We start from the raw sequence: 19,469 nt of genomic DNA, 5'->3' as shown, positions 1-19,469 counted from the left end.
CTGCCGACCGGTTTATCCGGGGCGGTGGGAGTTGAGGCGGGCCGCCTGCCGGTTGAGGTGGTCGCGTTCGGCCAGGCTGGCCGCGCGACGGGCCGCGTCGGCGTACAGGCCGGCCGCCCGGTCCGGGTCGCCGTCGCGTTCGTGCAGGTACGCGGCCACCGCCGTGTACCGGGGCAGCGTGTCGTCAAGCGCCGCGAGCGCCGCCAGCCCGGCGCGCGGGCCGTCCGCCTCGCCGACCGCGACCGCCCGGTTGAGCCGGGCGATCGGGTTCCCGGTCAGGCGCACCAGCTCGTCGTACCACTCGACGATCTGCACCCAGTCGGTCTCCGCGGCGGTGGGCGCGTCCGCGTGCAGTGCCGCGATCGCGGCCTGGGCCTGGAACTCGCCGAGCCGGTCGCGAGACAGCGCGGTCTGCAGGATGCCCACGCCCTCGGCGATCAGCGCGGTGTCCCACCGGCCACGGTCCTGCTCGGCCAGCGGCACCAGGCTGCCGTCGGGCGCGGTCCGGCCGGCCCGGCGGGCGTGGTGCAGCAGCATGAGCGCGAGCAGCCCGGCCACCTCCGGGTGGTCGATCGCGGCGGCGAGCTGCCGGGTGAGCCGGATCGCCTCGGCGGCCAGGTCCACGTCGCCGGAGTAGCCCTCGTTGAACACCAGGTACAGCACGCGCAGCACGGTGGCGACGTCACCGGGCTGGTCGAAGCGAACCCCGGAGACGGTGCGCTTGGCCCGGCTGATCCGCTGCGCCATGGTGGCCTCCGGCACCAGGTACGCCTGCGCGATCTGCCGGGTGGTGAGCCCGCCGACGGCGCGCAGCGTCAACGCGACGGCCGACGACGGGCTCAGCGACGGATGCGCGCAGAGGAAGTAGAGCCGCAGCGTGTCGTCCACGGCGGGCACCGGGCCGGGCGGCGGCTCCTCCTCGATCAGGTCCTCCCGTCGGCGCCGGGCGGCGTCGGCGCGGACCGCGTCCAGGAACCGGCGCCACGCCACTGTGACCAGCCAGCCCAACGGGTCGCGGGGCGGGTCGGCCGGCCAGACACGCAGCGCCTCGATCAGCGCGTCCTGCACCGCGTCCTCGGCCGCCGCGAAGTCTGCTCCGCGGCGGACGAGGACACCGAGCACGCCCGGGATGAGGCTGCGGAGCGCGACCTCGTCCATCGGACGGATCACTCGGTGATGGTCGGCGGCGCGGTGAGGAACGGACGCAGCTCCAGCCACTCGTGGATCGGCTTGCCGCCCTGCCCGGGCGCGGCCGACAGCTCGGCGGCGAGTTCGAGGGCACGCTCGTAGCTGTCCACGTCGATCACCATCCAGCCGGCGATCAGGTCCTTCGTCTCGGCGAACGGGCCGTCGGTGACCGGCGGGCGTCCCTCGCCGTCGTAGCGGACGAACGTGCCCTCCGGGGCGAGCGCCTGGCCGTCGACGTACTCGCCGCTCTCCTGCAGCCGGGCGGCGAACTCCTGCATGTAGTTCACGTGCGCGGAGATCTCCTCCGGCGTCCACTTGTCGATCATCGGCATGTCGGTGACCGGGGTCGGGCCGCCGCGGTAGTGCTTCAGGAGCAGGTACTTCATCTGTGTCTCCTCGTGGAGGGTGCGACCCATTCTGGCCGCGTTCACTCCGGGGACGAAGCCGCCTGCCCGTTCTCGACATCGGTGGCGGAGGAATTTCGAGCGTCACATCGCGTAGGGCATCCTAGGAGGCTAGTTCTGGAGGCCGGGCCGCCTGCCCCCGTCGCGGCGGCCCGGCCCGTCAGGCGGCGGCGCGGCGCAGGCCGGTGATCAGCACCGTGCCCGCGACCAGGTGAAACGCCACCAGTGTCAGCGTCGCCGCGCCCCCCACTCCCCCGCTTAGCGGACCGAGCAGCGACACCAGCAGCACCAGGCCCGCGACCACCGTCCAGACGGTCCGGGCGCGGGCGGTGAGCCGCTCCAGCAGGGCCAGCAGCGCCCAGCCGGACAGTCCGGCGAGCAGCGTGCTCACCGCCACCGCCACCGGCGTCACCCGCTGCACGTCCGAACCGGTGCGCGCGGTCAGCTCCACCCCGGCCAGCGGCACCGCGACCACCCAGCCCAGCAGCGTGGCCACGGTGGCGGCGAGCACCGTCAGCAGCCGCACCCGGCGGCGGGTCGGGCGGGTGGCGGCGGTCGGAATCGTGGTTTCCATCGGTAGCTCCTCGGCATCGGGACGACTGCCGCAGACGCTAGGTCCGGCGGGCCGCCCCGCGGATCGCGCCGCGGAGCGGTTTCCGGCTCCGTCGCCGGACCGATCACCCGCCCGGATCTCGGTCTGGCGACCGATGAGAAGCGGTGCGCCCGCGGCCTAGCATCCGGACATGAGGTGCGCGTCCCGGTCCCGGTTCCTGCTGCTGCTCGACGGCGGCATCGCCACCGTGAGCCTCGCCGTGTGCCTGCTCGCGCTGCTGGCCTCCGACGCCGGCCCGGACACGAGCGGCGCGACCGCCGTCGCGGTCGGCCTCGCCGTCGCGCAGGCCGGCTGTCTGCTGTGGATCCGGCGCCACCCGGGGTACGCCCTCGGCGTCGCCGCGCTCGCCGGCGTCGGTCTCGAGGCGCTCTGCCCGCAGCTCGGCTGGCTCGGCCTGGTCGCGGTGCCGATGGCGTACGTGGCCCGGCTGCGCCCGCCCCGGTACTCGCTCGTCGCGCTCGGGCTGCTGCTGGCGCCCACGCCGTGGAAGCTGGTCACCGGCGGCTGGCGGGACCTGCTGCTGGCGGTGACCGCGCTGGGCCTGAGCTGGACGCTCGGCGAACTGCAACGGGGCCAGGCGCAACGGCGCGGCGAGCGCGAACGGCAGGTACGCGCCGCCGAACGGGAGCGGATCTCCCGGGAGCTGCACGACGTGGTGGCGCACCACGTCGCGGTCATCGCGGTGCAGGCCGCCGCCGCCGAGGACGTGTTCGACGAGCAGCCGGAGCAGGCCCGCGCCGCGCTCGCCGCGATCGACACGGCGGCCCGGTCGGCGCTGACCGAACTGCGGGCCATGCTGCACGCGCTCGCCCTCGACGACGGGTCCGAACCGGACCGACCGCAGCCGGGACTGGCGCAGCTCGACGCGCTCGCCGACGCGGTACGGGCGGTGGGCCTGCGGGTGACGCTGCGGCGCGACGGCGACGGCGAGGCGCTGCCCGGCGGGGTGCAGCTGTCGGCGTACCGGATCGTGCAGGAGTCGCTGACGAACGCGCTGCGCCACGGGCATGCCACCCGCGCCGACGTGGACGTCGATTACCGCGACGGCGTACTGCGGCTGGAGGTCGTCAACGACGGCCCGGCGCCCGCCCGCCGCCCCGGCACGACCACCGGGCGCGGCATCGTCGGCATGCGGGAACGGGCCCGGCTGCTCGGCGGCACACTGGACGCCGGCCCGCTGCCGGCCGGCGGATTCCGGGTCCACGCCCGGCTGCCGGTGGAGGCGGCCCGATGACGGTACGGGTGGTCATCGCCGACGACCAGGAGCTGATCCGCGCCGGGCTGCGCACAGTCCTCGACGCGCGGCCCGACCTGAGCGTGGTGGGCGAGGCCGCCGACGGCGTCGAGGCGGTCGCGGTGGCGACGCGTACGCGGCCGGACGTGGTGCTGATGGACGTGCGGATGCCCCGCCGCGACGGCATCGCCGCCACCCGCGACCTGGTGGCCGCCGGCAACCCGGCCAAGGTGGTCATGCTGACCACGTTCGACCTGGACGAACACGTCTACGCCGCGCTGCGCGCCGGGGCCAGCGCGTTCCTGCTCAAGGACACCCGCCCGGCCGACCTCGCCGAGGCGGTACGCGTGGTGGCCCGGGGCGAGGCGCTGCTCGCGCCGACGGTGACCCGGCGGCTGCTGGACCGGTACGCCGACCGGCTGCCCGCGCCCACGCCCACCGGTGACGCCCTCGCCGTGCTGACCGCCCGCGAACGGGAGGTGCTGACGCTCACCGCGCGGGCACTGTCCAATGCGGAGATCGCCGCCCGGCTGCACCTGAGCACCGCCACCGTGAAGACACACGTCTCGGCGATCCTCACCAAGCTGGGCCTGCGCGACCGGATCCAGGCGGTGGTGCTCGCGTACGACACCGGGCTGGTCCGGCCGGAACCGCCCGTCCGGTAGGCGCGAAACGGACAGCGGACCCAGACACGGCGAAGCGGGACGGCTCGCCGTCCGGCCTGGCCCGGCATGTCCACCCTCCGACGGCGGCAGGGAGCACACCGGACGGCAACGAAGATTTCTCAATTACCCCCAGTGACCGCCGCAACCCTCCTAGTGTTGGCCACACCGGTGCTCGTCACGGAGTTGGCCACCCGAACGACGTCCCACGCCTACAGCGGACGAAAAGTGAGGGAAGACGCGGATGAAGGCACAGTCATTTCTCGGATCGGCGGCGTTCGGCGTGGGCCTCGGCGCACTGCTGCTCCCGGCCGCCGCGCTGGCGGACACCAGAGTCTCACCCGCCGCCACCCCGGTCGGCGGCACCGTCGTGCTGACCACCACGTGCAACCCGAACGCCGGTGACGCGATCTTCCGGGTCACCGGCCCGGACCGGGACCAGAACGTCCGGTCCACCACTGCGGCCGCGGGCGGTGGCCTGAGCGCCGAGCTGTTCACCGCCGGGTTCACGCTCGGCACGTACACCGTCGCCACCACGTGCGGCGACGGCAGCGACGGCGGCAGCGCCACGTTCACCGTCACCCCGATCGGCGGCGCGCAGGCCGGTGGCGGCGGGCGCGACGGCGACACCGGGGTGCTGGTCGCCGGGGGCGTGCTGGCCGCCGGGGCGCTCGCCGGTGGCGCGTACGCGGTCATCCGCCGACGCCGCGCGGGCGCCGTCGCCTGACCGGATCGTCGAGCGGTCCGCCCGCGCCGGAGCACCCGGCGCGGGCGGCACGTCCCTGTCGGACGGAGGTGGGATGCTGTCGGAGTCGCAGCGCCGGTCGCGGTTGCGCACCGCCGTCGTGGTCACCGCCGTCACCGTCGCCGCCGCCACCGGCACCGGACTGGTCTCGGCCGGGCTCGGCACCACGTCGACGCCACCGCCACAGCCCGGCGTCTCCGCCGCGCCCGCCACCGAACGACCGGGTACGGCAGGTCCGGCGCTCCCCCGCGCCACACCGGTGCGGGTGACCATCCCGCGCATCGGCGTGGACGCCGAGATCGTGCCGGTGGCCACCGACGCCGACGGCGCGCTGGAGGTGCCGCCGCTGGAACGCCCGGAGGTCACCGGCTGGTACCACCCCGGTCCCGCCCCCGGCCAGGCCGGCAACGCGGTGCTGGTCGGGCACGTCGACTCGCAGCACGGCCCGGCGGTCTTCTTCGACCTCGGCCGGCTGCGCCCCGGCGACACGATCCGGGTGCTGCGCGCCGACGGCCGGACGGCGGCGTTCACCGTGGACGGCGTCGGGGCGTACCCGAAGGAGCGCTTCCCCACCGCGCGGGTCTACGGCGGCGACGCGGCTGCGCGGCTGCGTTTGATCACGTGCGGCGGGCGGTTCGACCCGCGGACCGGCAGCTACCCGGACAACATCGTGGTCTTCGCCACCGCTACCCGCTGACGCTCAGCCTTCCAGGTCGGCCAGTTCCGCGTCGAGCAGCTTCGCCAGCAGCGCCACCCGGCCCGGGTCGTTGTCGGCGGTGATGTTCCGGCTGGGCATCTCGACGGTCATCAGCAGGTAGAGGTACAGCCGGTACAACCCGAGCCGCCGCCGCGCCCCGGCGTCGAGCGGGAACGGCGCCGCCGCCCGGTAGGCGCGCACCAGCGGGTCGTCCGGCTCGTCCTCGGCGCGGCGGAACAGCAGCGGCGACACCAGGTCCATCAGCGGATCGCCCCACAGGTAGCGTTCGCCGTCGACCAGGCCGGTGAGCCGGGGTGTGCCGTCCGGCCCGTCCACGGCGAGCACGTTGCCGGCCCAGCCGTCGAAGTGCAGCAGCGCCGGGCGTCGTACCGTGTCGAGCACCGCCGCGTGCCGCGCCACCAGCTCCCGGATCCGGGACGCCGGCACCGGCAGCGGCACCGCCCAGTCGGCGGCGTCGGCGAGCATGTCGTCCACCATCGCCGTGTACGCGTCCCGCCAGGTAGCCCCGTGCGCCCGGTCGCCGTCGTAGCCGTACCGCTCGCCGGTGACGGCGTGCAGCGCGGCGAGCGCGCGGCCGAACTCCTCGCGTAGCGGCCCGACGTCCGCGCCGGCCTGGCTCAGGTCCCAGAGGGTACGACCTGGTAGCCGCGCCATGATCAGCCAGTCGCCCAACTCGGGGTCGGTTCCGTGGTGCAGCAGCGCCGGCGTCGGCACCCCCGGTGCGCGGTCGGCGACCAGGCGCAGGTAGTGCGCCTCCGCGCCGACCATGTCCCGCTCGTAGCGCAGCAGCGGCACGTGCGGCGGCGGACCGACCTTGAGCACCACGTCCCGGCCGTCGGTGAGGCGTACCTGCCAGACGGCGGCGAAGCCGCCACCGGTCAGCGGGCCGCAGTCGGCCACCTCGACGCCGGGCCCGAGCGAGGCGGTGAGGTATCGGCGGACCTGATCGGGGTCGAGGACACGCTGAGTCGGACTCACGCTCATGGTCCGGGAAGCCTACTGGGTTGAGGTGTAAGGAGGGGCCCCCTGTTAACGCCTCCGGTAGAGGAAGGGCCCCTTGTTAACACCTCTCCGAGGCTTGGGAGAATCGCGGCATGGCGAGACGGGGTGAACGGACGGCGGCATGCCCGTGCGGCACCGGCCGGCCGTACGCGGACTGCTGCGCCCCGGTCCACCGGGGCGAGGCGACGGCGGCGACCGCGGAGGCGCTGATGCGGTCCCGGTTCAGCGCGTTCGCGCTCGGCGACGCCGCCTACCTGCGGCACAGCTGGCACCCCAGCACCCGGCCCGACCGGCTGGAGCTGGACCCGGGCACGCGCTGGACCCGGCTGGAGATCGTGGAGACCGGTCAGGGCGGCCTGTTCGACAGCGCCGGCACGGTCCGGTTCCGGGCGCACTACCGCGAGGGTGGCCGGGCGGGCGTGCTGGCCGAGCACAGCCGCTTCGCCCGCGAGGACGGCCGCTGGGTCTACCTGGACGCGCTGCCCGAGTGACGCCTCCCCGGCGCCGACGCGCGCAGCCTGCGGCGGCGGGTGTTAACAAGGGGCCCTTCCTCTACCGGAGGCGTTAACAAGGGGCCCTTCCTTTCGCCTAGGCCGGGCGCGGGGCGGGCTGGGCCAGCTCGGCGATCTCGCGCGGCAGCTGGGACAGCGCCCGGTTGAACTGGGCGGGCCCGACCACCCGGTGCAGCGCCTGCAGCACCGCACGGGCGCCCCGTTCGGCGTCGGACGGTGTCACGCCGGAGCGTTCGGCGACCCGGCGCAGGAACTCGTCGTACCCGAAGACCTCCGGGTCCTCGACCCGGGCGCGCGCCAGCAACGGACGCAGCTCGTGCGCGACGTGCGCGGACAGGTCGTCGGCCTCGCCGCCGCTGATCCGTTCGGCGAGCGTGCGCAGCGTCGCCTCGGTCAGCGCGCGGGCCGTCTCGACCGGTACGCCGGCGCGGGCGGACACCCGCGCGTAGAACTCCGGTTCGGCCATCGTCTGTCCTCCCGTCGCAACGGCAGCGTGGCTACCCGCCGCCGGCCTCGGCAAACACCGCCGCTGACCTGGCCCCGGCGACCAGGCGTTCAGGCCAGGGCCCGCGCCGCCGAGACGATCGCGCCGACGCCGATGCCGGCCCGGTCGAACTGCTGGGCGGGGGTGCCGGAGCCGGGCAGCCCGCGTACCGCCAGGTGGTTGACCCGGGACGGTTCGCCCAGGTCGGCGAGCGCCTCCAGCACCGCTGAGCCCAGCCCGCCCTCCGGGTAGTGGTCCTCGACCACCACCAGCCGCCCGCCGGTCTCCACCACGGTCTCGGCGAGGCGCTGCCGGTCCACCGGCTTGATCGAGTACATGTCGATCACGCGCGCGTCGATGCCCTCGCGGGTCAGTTCCTCGGCGGCGGTGAGGCAGAGGTGCACCGTTACGCCGGTGCCGAGCAGCGCCACGTCGCCGCCGTCGCGCACCATTCGGCTGCCGCCGATCGGGAACGGCTCGCCGTCGTCGTAGAGCACCGGGTACTTGCCGCGCGTGGTGCGCAGGTAGGTGATGCCCGGGTGGTCGGCCACCTGGGCGACCAGCGCCGCGCAGGAGACCGCGTCGGCCGGGCTGAGCACCGTGGAGCCGGGCACCGCGCGAAGCGCCGCGATGTCCTCCAGCCCCATCTGGGACGGGCCGTCCGGGCCGATCTCGACCCCGGCGTGCGAGCCGACCAGCGCGATGTCGGCCCGGGACACCCCGGCCATCCGGATGAAGTCGTACGCCCGGGACCAGAACGCGGCGAACGTCGCCGCGAACGGCCGGTAGCCGCGTACCGCCAGGCCCACCGCCGCGGCGGCGAGCTGCTGCTCGGCGATGAACATCTGGAAGAACCGATCGGGGTACGCGGCGGCGAAGCTCTCCGCCCGGGTGGAGTCGCTGACCTCTCCGTCGAGCGCGACCACGTCGGGCCGGGCGGCGCCGAGGGCGCGCAGCGCGTCGCCGTACGCGTTCCGGGTGGCCACCTTCGTCCCGCGCTCGTACCGGGGCAGCTCCGGCTGCCGGTGCTCGGCGGCGGCGGTGCGCGGCGCGGCGGGGGGTTTCGGCCCGGCGACCCGCATCCGGCGGGGGCCGCCGAGCGCCCGTACGGCCCGGTCGGCCAGTTCCGGGTCGAACGCCTTGCCGTGCCAGGCCGGGTCGTTCTCCACCTCCGGCACGCCCTTGCCCTTGACCGTGCGGGCCAGCACCACTGTCGGCCCGGTGGCCTCGCGTGCCTGCCCGTACGCCTCGTCGATCGCGCCGAGGTCGTGGCCGTCGACGACGATCGCCCGGCAGCCGAACGCCTCGACACGACGCCGGTAGGTGTCCAGGTCCCACTCCAGCTCGGTGGGGCCGCGCTGGCCGAACCGGTTGACGTCCACGATCGTGGTGAGGTTGCGCAGCCCGTAGTGCCCGGCCTTGTCCAGCGCCTCCCACACCGATCCCTCGGCGGTCTCGCTGTCGCCGCAGAGCACCCAGACGTGCGCGGGTGACCGGTCGAGGTACTGGGCGGCGAGCGCCACCCCGACGCCGACCGGCAGCCCCTGCCCGAGCGAGCCGGTGGCGACGTCGACCCAGGGCAGCACCGGCGTGGGGTGGCCCTGCAGGCGCGACCCGGCCTGCCGGTACGTCTCCAGCAGCTCCTGCTCGCTGATCGCGCCGGTGGCCCGGAACACCGCGTACAGCAGCGGCGAGGCGTGCCCCTTGGAGAGGATCAGGTGGTCGTTGCCGGGGTTGCCCGGGTAGGACCAGTCGTAGCGCAGGTGCCGGGCGACCAGCACGGCGAGCAGGTCGGCGGCGGAGAGACTCGATGTCGGGTGCCCGGAGCCGGCCATCGTGCTGCACCGGATGGCGTCCACCCGGAGTTGGGCGGCCAGCTCCGCCAGCCCGGTCAGGTCCTCGTCGCGCAGTGTGCGCTCTGCTTCCAACGTCACCGCGATCGTCTCCCCGGGGTCGCCGATTTTCCGGACCCACGCTAGGCCGCGAACGCGACCATTGGTCCCTTTTCTGGCGATTCATGCTCGACCGGTGAACAGCCACAGCGCCACCAGCAGGTACGGCAGCACCGCGACCGCGAAGGCAGCCGGGTTGCCGACCGCGCCGGCGAGCAGCCCGTACCCGGCGTAGAAGGCGACGATGGTCAGGTCGGTGGCCATCCCGGCCAGCGACGTGACGGTGGCCCGCGCCGACCCGGCGATCCGGGCCTGCAGCCGCACGTCGGCGAGCACCGTGGCGAGCTGGAACGCGGCGAACGCGGCGGCCAGCAGCACGAACCCCGCCGGGTGCCGCAGCAGCGCCCCGGCCGCCGTCGCGCCCGCCGCGAACACCAGCAGGCCCGCGTACCCCCGGTGGGACAGCCGCTCGCCCAGCGGCGCGAGCAGCCCACCCACAGTCATCCCGGCCCAGACCAGCAGGAGCAGCAGCGGTACGCCCACCTCGGCCATGCCGGTGTCGGCGGCCAGCAGCCCTGTGTACTCGTCCAGCCCACCCCAGATCGCTGTCACCGCCGCGACCAGCAGCACGGCGGCCCGGACGCGGCGGTCGGCGCGCACCTCGCGCAGGCCCAGGCACAGGCTGTTAAGCCAGCCGGGCTCGTCGTCACCCGGCGCGGCACTCGCGCGCGGCCCGTCCGGCTCGCCACCTGGAACCGGCGCGGACGATCGTGGGCGGTGTTCCGGGAAGCGGGCCGCGACGGCTGCCGCCAGCAGGCAGGTCGCCACGCTGGCCGCGCCGACCGCGAGGTAGCCGCCGAGCGCGTACGCCGGCCCGGCGAGCACCCCGGACCCGACGGCGCCGAGCACCTCGGCGGTGCGGGCCCGGCCGATCAGCCGGGCGTACCTGTCGGCCGCACCGAGACGTTCCAGCTCGGTGAAGACCAGTGCCTCCAGCGCGCCCGAGCGCAGCGCACCACCGGCGCCCCACAGCAGGAAACCCACGGCGAACGCCGGGTAGGACGGCAGCAGCACCCAGAGCGCGAAACCGGCGGCGGCGAGCAGCGGCGCCAGGCACAGCAGCAGCCGGCGCGACACCGTGTCGGCCCACACCCCGGAGGGCACCTCCAGCACGATGCCGGCGGCCGCCCAGAGCACGAACAGCGAGGAGATCTGCCCGACCGACAACCCGGTGTCGGCGAACAGCAGCACGTAGAGCGGGTAGAGCAGGACGAGGTCGGTGAGGAACGCGTACCCGTAGAGCGTCGCCGCCAGGCGGCGGGTCGCGGATACGCGGGCAGGAGCGACGAGCATGGGACCTTCCCACGGGACGTGACGGACACCGGCCGGAATGCACGGCGTCCGCGGCGGCCCGCGGCCTCGTCGCTCAGTAGGGCATCAACATCGCCAGGTCATGCCGGGATCCTATCCGCCGCGAGGCGCCCCGGTGGTCCCCCGGCGGGCACGAGATCGGGGCGGGACCGTGCGGTCCCGCCCCGAGTGTCACTGCCGCCAGGTCAGCGGCGGAACTTCTCCACGTCGGCCTGCGGGATGACCATGGTGGCCTCGCTGTCCGCGGCCTGCTCGGCGGTCGGCTGACGCGGCGTGGCCGGCTGGGTGCGGTCGGAGTCCGCGTACGCCGGAATGTGCTGCGTGGCCTCCGCCGGCACCGGCTCGGTGGCGTCCGCACCGGCGGCGGCCGGGGTGGCCGGGTACGCGGGGACGGGCTGCGTACGGTCCGCCTCGGCGTCCCGGCTCACCGGCTGGGTCAGCTCGGAGTCCGCGTACGGGCCGGTGGCGGCCAGACGGGCCTCGACGTCGCGGCGCCCGGCCTGGTACGCGCGGGCGTGCGTGGCGATGGTGCGCGACTCCTCCTCGGCCCGGGTCAGCCAGTTCTCCCAGCGGCTCTGCATCGGCCGGACCAGGCCGCCGCCGACGCCGACGACCAGGATGCCGCCCACGGTGGCGAGCACCGCGATCAGCACCGGAGTGGTGACAGTGGTGGCGACGCCGATCTGGTTGAGCGCGGCGATGACGCCGAGGCCCAGGATGAACACCGAGGCGAGGTTCGCCAGCACCCGGCCGTAGGAGAGGCCGCCGAGCGCGCTGGAGATGATGTCCTTCACCGCACGGGCGATGGCTGCGGCGACCACCACGATGACGATGGCGACGAACGCCCGGGGCAGCCAGGCGATCACACCGGCGATCAGGTCGGAGATCGGGTTGGGGCCCCAGATGCCGAACGCGAGCTGGAGCGTGACCAGCAGCACGCCGTAGTAGGCGAGCTTGGCGACGATGTCGCTGGCGTCGTACTTGGAGCGGGCCAGCGCGGTCTTGATGCCGCCGCGCTCGACGGCCCGGTCGAAGTGGACCCGCTCCAGCACCTTGTCCACGAGCTTCAGCACGGCCTTGGCGATCAGCCAGCCGGCGATCAGGATCGCGACGAACGCGACCGCCTTGGGCAGGAACAGCATCACCGAACGGAACGCGTCGCCCACCGCGTCCCCGAAGTTGTCTCTCATCGAAGGGCCTCCACGTACGTGGTCCAGGTTTGTTCGGGTGGGGCTACCCGGACCCGCGCGCGGGGAAACGCGGTCAGCCGCCGGGACAGCGGTATCTGACGCGGGTGCCGGCCTGCATCGGCGCCGGTTCGATGATGTTGACGGTGGCCGTGCCGACTGTCGTGCCCACTCCGGAGAACGTCCACTCCAGGGTGAGGGTCGCGGTGTGCTGCCCGCTGCCGACCCGCTCGGTGAGCACCGCGCCGGGCGGGCCGTCCGAGCGGAACCACTGGTAGCGGATCGTTCCGGCGCGCCCGTTGGTCCGTACCGTGGCCACCACGTCCACCGTCACGTCGCACGCGACACCGGCCGGCCGGTTCGCCGCCACCGACACCTGCTCGACCTCCATCGGGCGCAGCCGCTGCCACAGGTACAGGCCGACAGTGAGCAGCAGCGCGGCGGTGAGCAGCGTGGACAGCACCGAGACGACACGCCGCCAGACCGGTCGCGGCCGGATCGGGGGCGCGGTCGGCCAGGGCGGCGCGGGCGGCGGCGTCACCGGTACGCCCGGCCCGAAGCGCAACTCGCCGCCGGGCGCGGGCGCCGGGACGCCGCTGGGCGCCCGCGCGCCCACGGTCCGATCCGGGTACGCCCCGGCGCCCGTTGCCGCCGGCGGCCCGCCGGCCTGGTGCCCATGCGGTACGCCGGTGGGCTGCCACGAGACGGTCGGCTCCACGCCCGGGCCCCTGGCCGGCGGCGCCGGCCGCGGACGCACTGTCGCCTGCCCGGTCACGGTGCCCGGGGCCGGAATCGGAGCCGTTGCCGGAGCCGGAGCCGGACTCAGGTGGACGGTCGGCTCGGCATCTGGCGAGCGGTCCACCTCCGGCCGGGCGAGTGGCACAGTGGGTTCCGCGCCGTCCACGGCCAGCGGCACCGTCGGCTCGCCGTTCACCGCAGACAGAGAAACGGTCGGCTCCGCCTCGGCGGCGGCGCGGGGCGCGACGAGGTGGACTGTCGGCTCGGCGGCATCGGCGTCCCCGGGCGGGGTCACCGGCAGGGCGCGGGTCGGCAGCGCCTCGGTGGGCTCGTCGGGCCGGGTCACGCCGGACGTCCCCGGAACGGGATGCGGTGCTGGGCAGCGGGCACTGTCGTACTCCTAGCCGGGGGTGCAGTCGTGGTAGAGCGTCACGTACACCGGTGACGCCGAGGTGGTCGTGTTGCCGGCGGCGTCGGCGGCGGTGACCCGGATCGGGATGCGGGCGCTGCGCTTGGGCGTGGACAGCGGGCCGAGCGTGCCGGTGAACACGCCGCGGCCGGCGGTGGCCATCCGGACCGTTCCGGTGGCGCCGTCGAGGGTGTAGCCGAAGGTGACGGTCAGCGCGGCCGGGGAGCTGCGGTCGTCGGTGACGGTGGCGGTGACGGTGCTGCTCTTCGCGCCGTAGGGGCAGCCCTTCGGGTCCAGCTCGCCGGGGTCGGCGCTTACCCCGTCCACGACCGGCGCGGTCACGTCCGGCGGTGGCGGGGTGGTGCTGCGCGACGCGCTGGGGGTGGGCGTGCCGGCGCGGGTCGGCGACCCGGTCCGGTCCGGGGTGGCGGACGGCGCGGGCGGTGGTGACGCGGTGGGCGGGGTGGGTGTCGGCGACGGGCTCGGCGTCCCGGCGGCGGTCGGGTCCGGTGTGGGCGCGGTCGTGGTGGCCGGGGCGGCGCTCGCCGGGCCGGTGGGGGCGGCGGCGTCGGTGCCGTCGTTGGCGGCGTAGCTGTAGCCGGCGCCGCCGGCCACGACGGCGGCGGCCAGGGCTCCGGCGGTGAGTGCGGTACGGGTGCGGCCCTTGCGGAACAGTCCGCGCCGGCCGGAGCGCGCGCCGAGCGCCGTGTCCGCCACCTCGGTGTGGGCGACGGCGGTGGCCCCCTCGGCCCGCTCGGGGAACGGCCACAGCGCGGCCAGCAGCGCCGCCCGGCGGCCCAGCTCGCGCAGCCCGCGTTCCTCCCACTGCGGGCCGTAGCCGGCGCCGGCCACCTGTTCCAGCAGGCCGAGGAACGCCTCGGCGGACTCGGGTCGCTCGTCGGGGCGCTTGGCCATGCCGTGGCGCAGCAGCTCGTGCACCGGCGGGGGCGCCGCCTCGGCGGGGATCGGCGCCAAGGCGTGCTGGTCGCGCAGCGAGAGCAGGTCCGGTCCCTGGTACGGGGGCCGGCCGGTGAGGCATTCGAAGAACGTGGCGGTGGCGGCGTAGACGTCGCACGTCGGGGCGGCGGGGGCGCCGGTCCACTGCTCGGGGGCCATGTAGCGGGGCGTGCCGGAGACAGTCGTGTCGGAGCCCTGGCCGACCGGCATGGCGATGCCGAAGTCGGCGAGTTTGCTCAGCCCGGCGCCGGTGATGAGCACGTTCTCCGGTTTGTAGTCGCGGTGCACGACACCGTGGGCGTGGGCGGCGGCCAGGCCGGCGAGTGAGCCCTTGAGGACGCAGAGCGCGGCCTCGGGCGTGGTCGGACCGTGCGCGCGCAGCATCTGGCGCAGCGACACGCCGTCGACCAGTTCCATCACGATGGCCGCGCCGTGCGGGCTCTCCACGTACTCGTAGAGGCGGCTGACGTGCGGGTCGTCGATCTCGCCGAGCAGCCGGGCCTCGGCGCGGAACGCGGTCCGGAACGACGAGTCCTCGCCCAGGTCGCGGACCAGGTACTTGATGGCGACCGGGGTGCCGGTCCGGTCGTGGGTGGCGAGCACGACGCTGCCGGACGCGCCGGCGCCGAGCCGGCGGACCGGCGTGTAGCCGGACAGTTCCCAGCCGCTCATGCGACAGACTCCACCGCGTCCCACGGGCGGGTGTCGGATGCCGCCTCGCTGGTCATTCTCACCGGGCCGGGGCGGCCGGCCATCGGCGCAACGGCTGCTTCCGGTCGCCGGTCGGCGGCCGGGCGCCCGCGCGGCACGGCGCGGCGCGGTAGGTGGTCGGTTTCGGACACACCGCCACGAGTACCAGATCCCGGCAACCACCCTCACCTCGTTGATCATGAGGTTGGCGTGGACAAAAGGGACCGACATCGCCGTCAACTTCATGATCGACGGAACAGGCGGAGGGTGGCGGTCAGAAGCGGCGGGGTGGGGGGATGCCTGCGGGCGGAGGGGTGCGGAGCAGCCAGATCGGGTTGCTGGCGCCCACGATCTCGCCCTCGCGGTCGCGTACCTGGGTGCGCACGTACGTGCCGGCGCCGACGCGCACCGGCTGGTCGTGCCAGCCCGCCCGCAACTGCCGCCACGGGACCCGCCCGACCCGGACCGCCGGAGTCGGGTCCGCGACACCGGCCCGGTCGACCTCGCCGGTGACCACCTCCAGTGTGGCCCCGGCGGGCAGGTCGGTGGCGCGCAGCCGCACCGTGACGGTGTCCTCGGCGAGCACGGCGAGCGCGCCCATGCCGCTGCGGCCACCGAGTTCCAGGTCCAGCGCGCCCCGGTAACCGGCCAGGTCGGCGAACCACGCCTGCCCGGCGCGCAGCGCCGCGACCAGGTCGTCACGGCCGGTCGAGGCCGCCCAGACGGAGGTGACGTTCCGGTCCCGGCCGGCCCGCCAGTCGGTGCCGTCGTGGTCGTCGGTGACGCCCACGGCGGTCAGCGGGATCGCGTTGCGGGCCGCCACGTCGTACGCCCAGAGGTAGTCCTCGACCGGCCGGCGCCCGATCTCGATCAGGTCGACGCCGAGCGCGTTGCGGCTGACCAGCAGCCGGGCCAGTGACTCGCGGCGTTCGGTGTCCAGCGGATGGTTCCAGCACACCACCCCGCCGTGCGAGTGCAGGAACCGCACCATCTTCTCGGTGGCCTCGACGTCGTTGTCCCGGTACGGCGGGGACGGGAAGCTCGGCAGCGTGCCGTCGCCGCCGAACCAGTTGAGGTGCCGCACCATCGACACCTCGTACGCGCGGTGGTGGGTCACGCCCGGGTACGCCCCGTCGTAGCCGCGCAGCACCTCGGCGCGCATCTCCTCGCCGGCCTGCCCGGCGCGGCGGGCGCGGTCGAAGACGAGCCGGTCCACCAGGTACGCGCCGCGCGCGCCTCCTGCCACCGTGACGCCGAGGCGCAGCCCGCGCAGCGAGTTGTCGCCCGCCACCAGGCCGGGCCAGAGCCGCCGCACGTCGGCGAGCAGCTCGAACGTGTGCCGCTGCCAGGCGCCGGCCGGGGCGGGCCGCTCCACGGTGCCGAAACGGCCGTCGACCGAGTGCCGGACCGTGTCGACGCCGCCGAGGCGGTAGCGCAGCACGAGCTGCCCGGCGGGGCGGCCGGGTCCGGCGGGGTGGTGCGACAGCGCGATCTCCACGGTGAGCGTGGCGTCCCGGCCGGCGGCTTCGGGGCGTACGTCGAGGTGCAGCGTGGTGTCGGAGATGTTGGAGGTGTGCGTCCAGTTCCACGCCTTGCCCGCGTACCAGTGGGCGCCGGTCCCGGCGGCGACCAGGCGCAGCGCGCGGCCGGGACCGTCAGGGGCGTCGGGGACGTCCACGAAGTCGGCGGCCGACGCGGTGAGCCGCCCCTCGGTGGCCGGCTGCCACGTCCAGGCCAGCCCGCCCTCGCGTTCCTCCGGGCCGTCGAAGTGGACGACCCGGCGGTGGTCGTGGGCGGCGACCCGGAAGTCGTGGTCGGTCCACCAGAGCACGTCGACGGCGTTGCGGCGGGCCTGGTCGAGGTGGGCGGCGTAGCTGGCCACGCCCTCGCTGAACGAGGCGTGCAGGTGCATCGCCATGCTGATCGGCCGCCGTCCGCGCGGCGCGGGCGGCGGTGGCCGGTCGTTCGTGGCGGCCAGCCCGACCGGCACGCCGATCCCGGCCACCGCGAGTCCGCCCGCCGCGACGAGCACGCTGCGCCGGTCCAGCCGTGCGCGACCTGCCATGCCCCTCCCCCATCCGCCGGGGCCAGCGTACGGGCGGACGGTCAGCGTGGGGGCGCCGCCACCCGGCCGGCCAGCGGCCGCCCGGTCAGACGGCGGATCGTCAGGTACGCCTCGCAGCCGAGGCAGAGCCCGAACGCGGCGTTGAGAAAGGCGGCGGCGAGCGCCGCGCCGGTGGCGGCCAGGCCGAGCGCGGGCAGTCCGGCGAGCCAGCCGGCCGCGCCGACGACGCTGAAGACCAGGCCGACGAGCTGGGCGAAGCGCACCGGGGCGACCGGCTCCAGCTCCGCCGGCGGGTCCAGCCGGGGCGCCACCAGGGCGCGGAACAGCAGGCCGTACGGGCCGAGGCGCGGGTTGAGCGCGGTGAGCGCGAACACGACGGCCTGGGCGAGCAGGAGCAGCCCGGAGCCGGTGACGAGGACGATGGCGAGGACGACTGTGGTGAGGACGGCGGCGAAGCGCGGTCCCCGGGGGTCGAGCAGCATGGGGTGGGTCCGTTCGTGCGGGGGCGGTCGGTCAGGCGGGACGGACCGGCGCACAGAGGCTCGCGGCGAGCCGCCCGTGGTCCACCACCCGGCGGCGGGTCAGCCGTACGCCGGTCATCGGGCCGCCCCGGCGGTGAGCGCGGCGATCAGCTCGTCGCGGTCGGGCACGCCCGCGGCCCGGCGCACGACGCGGCCGGCGCCGTCCACCACCAGCACGGTCGGGGTACGCCACACGTCCAGTTCCCGGGCCGCGTCGAGGTGCTCGTCCACGCCGACCTCCAGCACCGTGACCCCGTCGAGGCGGGCGGCGACGTCGGCGAGGACCCGGCGGGCGGCCCGGCAGGGCGCGCAGACCGGGGCGGAGAACTGCACCAGCGTGCGCTCGCCGGGGCGTACCCCGAGGGCGGTGAGGGTGGCCCGGTGCGGCGCGGCGGCGTCCGATGGGCGCTTCCGGACGGCGCGCAGCCGCCCGTCGTGGCGGCGGCGCCACCAGCCGAACGCGGTGGCGGCCGCGAGCACCGCGACGAGCACGAGAATCCCGGCCGGGCTGGGCGACTGCACGGGTCCAGGCTGCCACGGCCGATCACGACGCGACATGGTCCGTCCCGGTCAGCGGACGTGAGATCGCCTACTCCGGCGGTAGGAGCGGCCCGGCGAACGTCGCTTTTGTCCTCTGGCGCGCCGCGCCGCCTTGGCAATATTCTCCACCTCGCGCGCAGCCGTTGGAGTTCCTTTACATCACCCGGCCCCGGCCGGGCCATCGAGGAGGCGGAATGCACTTCGACCACCCCGAGCTGGACCGCCGTACGCTGCTGCGGGCCGGCCTCGGCGCCGCCGCGGTCGCGGTCGTCGGGAGCGAGCTCGTCCGGCCGGCCGCCGCGCACGCCGCGCCGGGCGCGGACCTCGACTGGATCATCGGTTGCGACGAGTGGGCCGCCCGCCCGCCGGCCGATCCGCTGTCGGTGAGCGCGACCCCCACCAACAAGATCATCGTGCACCACATGGCGTTCCCGAACGTCACGGACTACTCCGAGGAGCACGCCAAGCAGCTCGCCCGCGACTGCCAGGACCTGCACATGGACGGCAACGGCTGGTCCGACACCGGGCAGCACTTCACCGTCAGCCGCGGCGGCCACGTCCTGGAGGGACGGCACGGCAGCCTGGACCGGCTGCGCGCCGGCGACCGGCAGATGATCGCCGCGCACTGCCCGGGCGAGAACGGGCGGGCCATCGGCATCGAGAACGAGGGCACGTACGTCACCGAGACGCCGCCGGAGGAACTGCTCGACTCCCTCGCCCGGCTGTGCGCCGCGATCTGCCGGCAGTACGGGCTGCACGCCCACGACATCTTCGGCCACTGGGACTTCCGGGCCACGCTCTGCCCGGGCGCGATGTTCTACCGGGAGTTCCCGGCGCTGCGCCGCGCGGTGTTCAAGCAGCTCGGCACCAGGCTCGGCGACGTGCCGGCCCGCCGCTGGCCGGACATCTGGCGCTTCGTCGGCGGCCCGGTGGTCCAGGTCGCCCAGCGCCTGCTGACGTTCCGCGGCTACACCGTGCCGGTCACCGGCGTGTTCGACGCGGCCACCGTCGCCGCCGTGCAGGACTGGCAGGCACGCAACGGCATCCCGGTCGACGTCGACGCCACGCTGACCGCGCCGACCTGGGAGACCCTCGCCCCGGAGCTGGACCAGAAGTCCACCGGCGTCCCGGTGGCCGCGGCGCAGTTCATGCTCGCCGCCAAGGGCTACGCCGAGGTGATCGAGACCGGCGAGTACGACCACGCCACCCGCACGGCGGTGAAGGACCTCCAGCGCCTGCACGGACTACCGCCCAACGGCAAGATCAGCACCACCACCTGGTGCGCGCTGGTGGGGGGTGTGGTGCGCCAGTCGTTCCACAAGCACTGACGGCGCACCGGCGGGGAGAGCGGTGGGGGTGGCAACGGTGCCACCCCCACCGCGTCGTTACGGCCGGGATCGCGGCGAAACGTCGGCATTGACGACTGGTGAACGACGGCTATCCCGGACGGCGGTGGTGCCCCGATCATTGCCCGCAGATAGATATGAGTCATTCTCACCTCCGGGCAGGACGCCCGGGCGCGGAGGCCGAGACGCCG

At 75.0% G+C, this 19,469-nt stretch carries 19 protein-coding genes; 6 read left to right on the top strand and 13 right to left on the bottom strand.

The annotated features are described in order from the left end of the window. Positions 1–12: 12 nt before the first annotated feature. The 3 genes from KBX43_RS02535 to KBX43_RS02525 all read right to left on the bottom strand — a co-directional run bounded on the left by KBX43_RS02535 (position 13) and on the right by KBX43_RS02525 (position 2,166). Positions 13–1,158: an RNA polymerase sigma factor gene (locus tag KBX43_RS02535; RefSeq protein WP_210883259.1), complete on the bottom strand. Its 1,146-nt coding sequence runs from the start codon at positions 1,156–1,158 to the stop codon at positions 13–15. Positions 1,159–1,166: 8 nt separating this feature from the next. Beyond that, positions 1,167–1,574, bottom strand: coding sequence for a YciI family protein (locus KBX43_RS02530; protein ID WP_043323886.1), 408 nt, complete (start codon positions 1,572–1,574; stop codon positions 1,167–1,169). Positions 1,575–1,752: 178 nt separating this feature from the next. Continuing rightward, positions 1,753–2,166 (bottom strand): DUF6069 family protein, encoded by a 414-nt coding sequence (locus KBX43_RS02525; protein ID WP_104115936.1) that lies wholly within the window; start codon positions 2,164–2,166, stop codon positions 1,753–1,755. A gap of 169 nt (positions 2,167–2,335) precedes the next feature. On the opposite strand from KBX43_RS02525, the gene KBX43_RS02520 reads away from it, so the two are divergent. The 4 genes from KBX43_RS02520 (at position 2,336) to KBX43_RS02505 (ending at position 5,543) form a co-directional block, all read left to right on the top strand. Then, positions 2,336–3,439, top strand: coding sequence for a sensor histidine kinase (locus tag KBX43_RS02520; RefSeq protein ID WP_210882747.1), 1,104 nt, complete (start codon positions 2,336–2,338; stop codon positions 3,437–3,439). Continuing rightward, a complete protein-coding gene (locus KBX43_RS02515) occupies positions 3,436–4,104 on the top strand; it encodes a response regulator transcription factor (RefSeq protein WP_069088645.1) in 669 nt (222 codons plus the stop codon). The genes KBX43_RS02520 and KBX43_RS02515 overlap by 4 nt, the downstream gene beginning before the upstream one ends. Positions 4,105–4,345: 241 nt before the next feature. Further along, positions 4,346–4,828 carry a hypothetical protein gene (locus tag KBX43_RS02510; RefSeq protein WP_043323881.1) on the top strand — a complete coding sequence of 161 codons (483 nt, stop codon included), beginning with the start codon at positions 4,346–4,348 and terminating at the stop codon, positions 4,826–4,828. 73 nt (positions 4,829–4,901) lie between these two features. Then, the gene (locus KBX43_RS02505) at positions 4,902–5,543 is read left to right on the top strand and encodes a class F sortase (protein WP_069088694.1); all 642 of its coding nucleotides are present in this window, start codon (positions 4,902–4,904) and stop codon (positions 5,541–5,543) included. A 3-nt stretch (positions 5,544–5,546) separates the two neighbouring features. Here the strand turns inward: KBX43_RS02505 and KBX43_RS02500 are convergent, their stop codons facing one another. Next, positions 5,547–6,548 carry a phosphotransferase family protein gene (locus KBX43_RS02500; RefSeq protein WP_187693818.1) on the bottom strand — a complete coding sequence of 334 codons (1,002 nt, stop codon included), beginning with the start codon at positions 6,546–6,548 and terminating at the stop codon, positions 5,547–5,549. A gap of 110 nt (positions 6,549–6,658) precedes the next feature. On the opposite strand from KBX43_RS02500, the gene KBX43_RS02495 reads away from it, so the two are divergent. Next, positions 6,659–7,057, top strand: coding sequence for a YchJ family protein (locus tag KBX43_RS02495; protein WP_043323878.1), 399 nt, complete (start codon positions 6,659–6,661; stop codon positions 7,055–7,057). Between the two features lie 97 nt (positions 7,058–7,154). On the opposite strand, the gene KBX43_RS02490 is transcribed toward KBX43_RS02495, so the two are convergent. From KBX43_RS02490 to KBX43_RS02450, 9 genes are all read right to left on the bottom strand, one after another. Then, complete coding sequence (locus tag KBX43_RS02490) at positions 7,155–7,544, bottom strand: DUF2267 domain-containing protein (RefSeq protein ID WP_187693817.1); 390 nt, start codon at positions 7,542–7,544, stop codon at positions 7,155–7,157. An 89-nt stretch (positions 7,545–7,633) separates the two neighbouring features. Then, positions 7,634–9,496 (bottom strand): transketolase, encoded by a 1,863-nt coding sequence (locus KBX43_RS02485; protein WP_210882745.1) that lies wholly within the window; start codon positions 9,494–9,496, stop codon positions 7,634–7,636. 81 nt (positions 9,497–9,577) lie between these two features. Next, a complete protein-coding gene (locus KBX43_RS02480; RefSeq protein WP_166457623.1) occupies positions 9,578–10,807 on the bottom strand; it encodes an MFS transporter in 1,230 nt (409 codons plus the stop codon). A 203-nt stretch (positions 10,808–11,010) separates the two neighbouring features. Beyond that, positions 11,011–12,015 carry a hypothetical protein gene (locus tag KBX43_RS02475; RefSeq protein ID WP_043323872.1) on the bottom strand — a complete coding sequence of 335 codons (1,005 nt, stop codon included), beginning with the start codon at positions 12,013–12,015 and terminating at the stop codon, positions 11,011–11,013. Positions 12,016–12,088: 73 nt separating this feature from the next. After that, positions 12,089–13,096, bottom strand: coding sequence for a hypothetical protein (locus KBX43_RS02470; RefSeq protein WP_166457624.1), 1,008 nt, complete (start codon positions 13,094–13,096; stop codon positions 12,089–12,091). 54 nt (positions 13,097–13,150) lie between these two features. Continuing rightward, positions 13,151–14,788, bottom strand: a complete 1,638-nt coding sequence (locus KBX43_RS02465; protein ID WP_210882743.1) for a serine/threonine-protein kinase — start codon at positions 14,786–14,788, stop codon at positions 13,151–13,153. Between the two features lie 292 nt (positions 14,789–15,080). Next, the gene (locus tag KBX43_RS02460) at positions 15,081–16,871 is read right to left on the bottom strand and encodes a hypothetical protein (RefSeq protein WP_210882741.1); all 1,791 of its coding nucleotides are present in this window, start codon (positions 16,869–16,871) and stop codon (positions 15,081–15,083) included. A gap of 41 nt (positions 16,872–16,912) precedes the next feature. Next, entirely contained in the window at positions 16,913–17,353 is a 441-nt protein-coding gene (locus KBX43_RS02455; RefSeq protein WP_210882739.1) for a DUF4395 domain-containing protein, read from the bottom strand. A 114-nt stretch (positions 17,354–17,467) separates the two neighbouring features. After that, positions 17,468–17,914 carry a thioredoxin family protein gene (locus tag KBX43_RS02450; protein ID WP_233607907.1) on the bottom strand — a complete coding sequence of 149 codons (447 nt, stop codon included), beginning with the start codon at positions 17,912–17,914 and terminating at the stop codon, positions 17,468–17,470. Between the two features lie 212 nt (positions 17,915–18,126). On the opposite strand from KBX43_RS02450, the gene KBX43_RS02445 reads away from it, so the two are divergent. Further along, complete coding sequence (locus tag KBX43_RS02445; protein ID WP_104114171.1) at positions 18,127–19,260, top strand: N-acetylmuramoyl-L-alanine amidase; 1,134 nt, start codon at positions 18,127–18,129, stop codon at positions 19,258–19,260. Positions 19,261–19,469: the final 209 nt, after the last annotated feature.

This window comes from Micromonospora sp. C41 (assembly GCF_018070485.1).
Lineage (GTDB): Bacteria > Actinomycetota > Actinomycetes > Mycobacteriales > Micromonosporaceae > Micromonospora > Micromonospora chalcea.
Note: the sequence above shows the minus strand (reverse complement) of the source record. Positions and strands in the feature narration are given on the sequence as shown.

Bases quoted from the DNA above. Each gene is read 5' to 3' on its own strand.
- KBX43_RS02490 (WP_187693817.1), bottom strand. From the start codon at position 7,544: ATGGCCGAACCGGAGTTCTACGCGCGGGTGTCCGCCCGCGCCGGCGTA.
- KBX43_RS02530 (WP_043323886.1), bottom strand. From the start codon at position 1,574: ATGAAGTACCTGCTCCTGAAGCACTACCGCGGCGGCCCGACCCCGGTC.
- KBX43_RS02500 (WP_187693818.1), bottom strand. From the start codon at position 6,548: ATGAGCGTGAGTCCGACTCAGCGTGTCCTCGACCCCGATCAGGTCCGC.
- KBX43_RS02465 (WP_210882743.1), bottom strand. From the start codon at position 14,788: ATGAGCGGCTGGGAACTGTCCGGCTACACGCCGGTCCGCCGGCTCGGC.
- KBX43_RS02495 (WP_043323878.1), top strand. From the start codon at position 6,659: ATGGCGAGACGGGGTGAACGGACGGCGGCATGCCCGTGCGGCACCGGC.
- KBX43_RS02515 (WP_069088645.1), top strand. From the start codon at position 3,436: ATGACGGTACGGGTGGTCATCGCCGACGACCAGGAGCTGATCCGCGCC.
- KBX43_RS02505 (WP_069088694.1), top strand. From the start codon at position 4,902: ATGCTGTCGGAGTCGCAGCGCCGGTCGCGGTTGCGCACCGCCGTCGTG.
- KBX43_RS02520 (WP_210882747.1), top strand. From the start codon at position 2,336: ATGAGGTGCGCGTCCCGGTCCCGGTTCCTGCTGCTGCTCGACGGCGGC.
- KBX43_RS02535 (WP_210883259.1), bottom strand. From the start codon at position 1,158: ATGGACGAGGTCGCGCTCCGCAGCCTCATCCCGGGCGTGCTCGGTGTC.
- KBX43_RS02455 (WP_210882739.1), bottom strand. From the start codon at position 17,353: ATGCTGCTCGACCCCCGGGGACCGCGCTTCGCCGCCGTCCTCACCACA.
- KBX43_RS02475 (WP_043323872.1), bottom strand. From the start codon at position 12,015: ATGAGAGACAACTTCGGGGACGCGGTGGGCGACGCGTTCCGTTCGGTG.
- KBX43_RS02480 (WP_166457623.1), bottom strand. From the start codon at position 10,807: ATGCTCGTCGCTCCTGCCCGCGTATCCGCGACCCGCCGCCTGGCGGCG.
- KBX43_RS02525 (WP_104115936.1), bottom strand. From the start codon at position 2,166: ATGGAAACCACGATTCCGACCGCCGCCACCCGCCCGACCCGCCGCCGG.
- KBX43_RS02460 (WP_210882741.1), bottom strand. From the start codon at position 16,871: ATGGCAGGTCGCGCACGGCTGGACCGGCGCAGCGTGCTCGTCGCGGCG.
- KBX43_RS02510 (WP_043323881.1), top strand. From the start codon at position 4,346: ATGAAGGCACAGTCATTTCTCGGATCGGCGGCGTTCGGCGTGGGCCTC.
- KBX43_RS02445 (WP_104114171.1), top strand. From the start codon at position 18,127: ATGCACTTCGACCACCCCGAGCTGGACCGCCGTACGCTGCTGCGGGCC.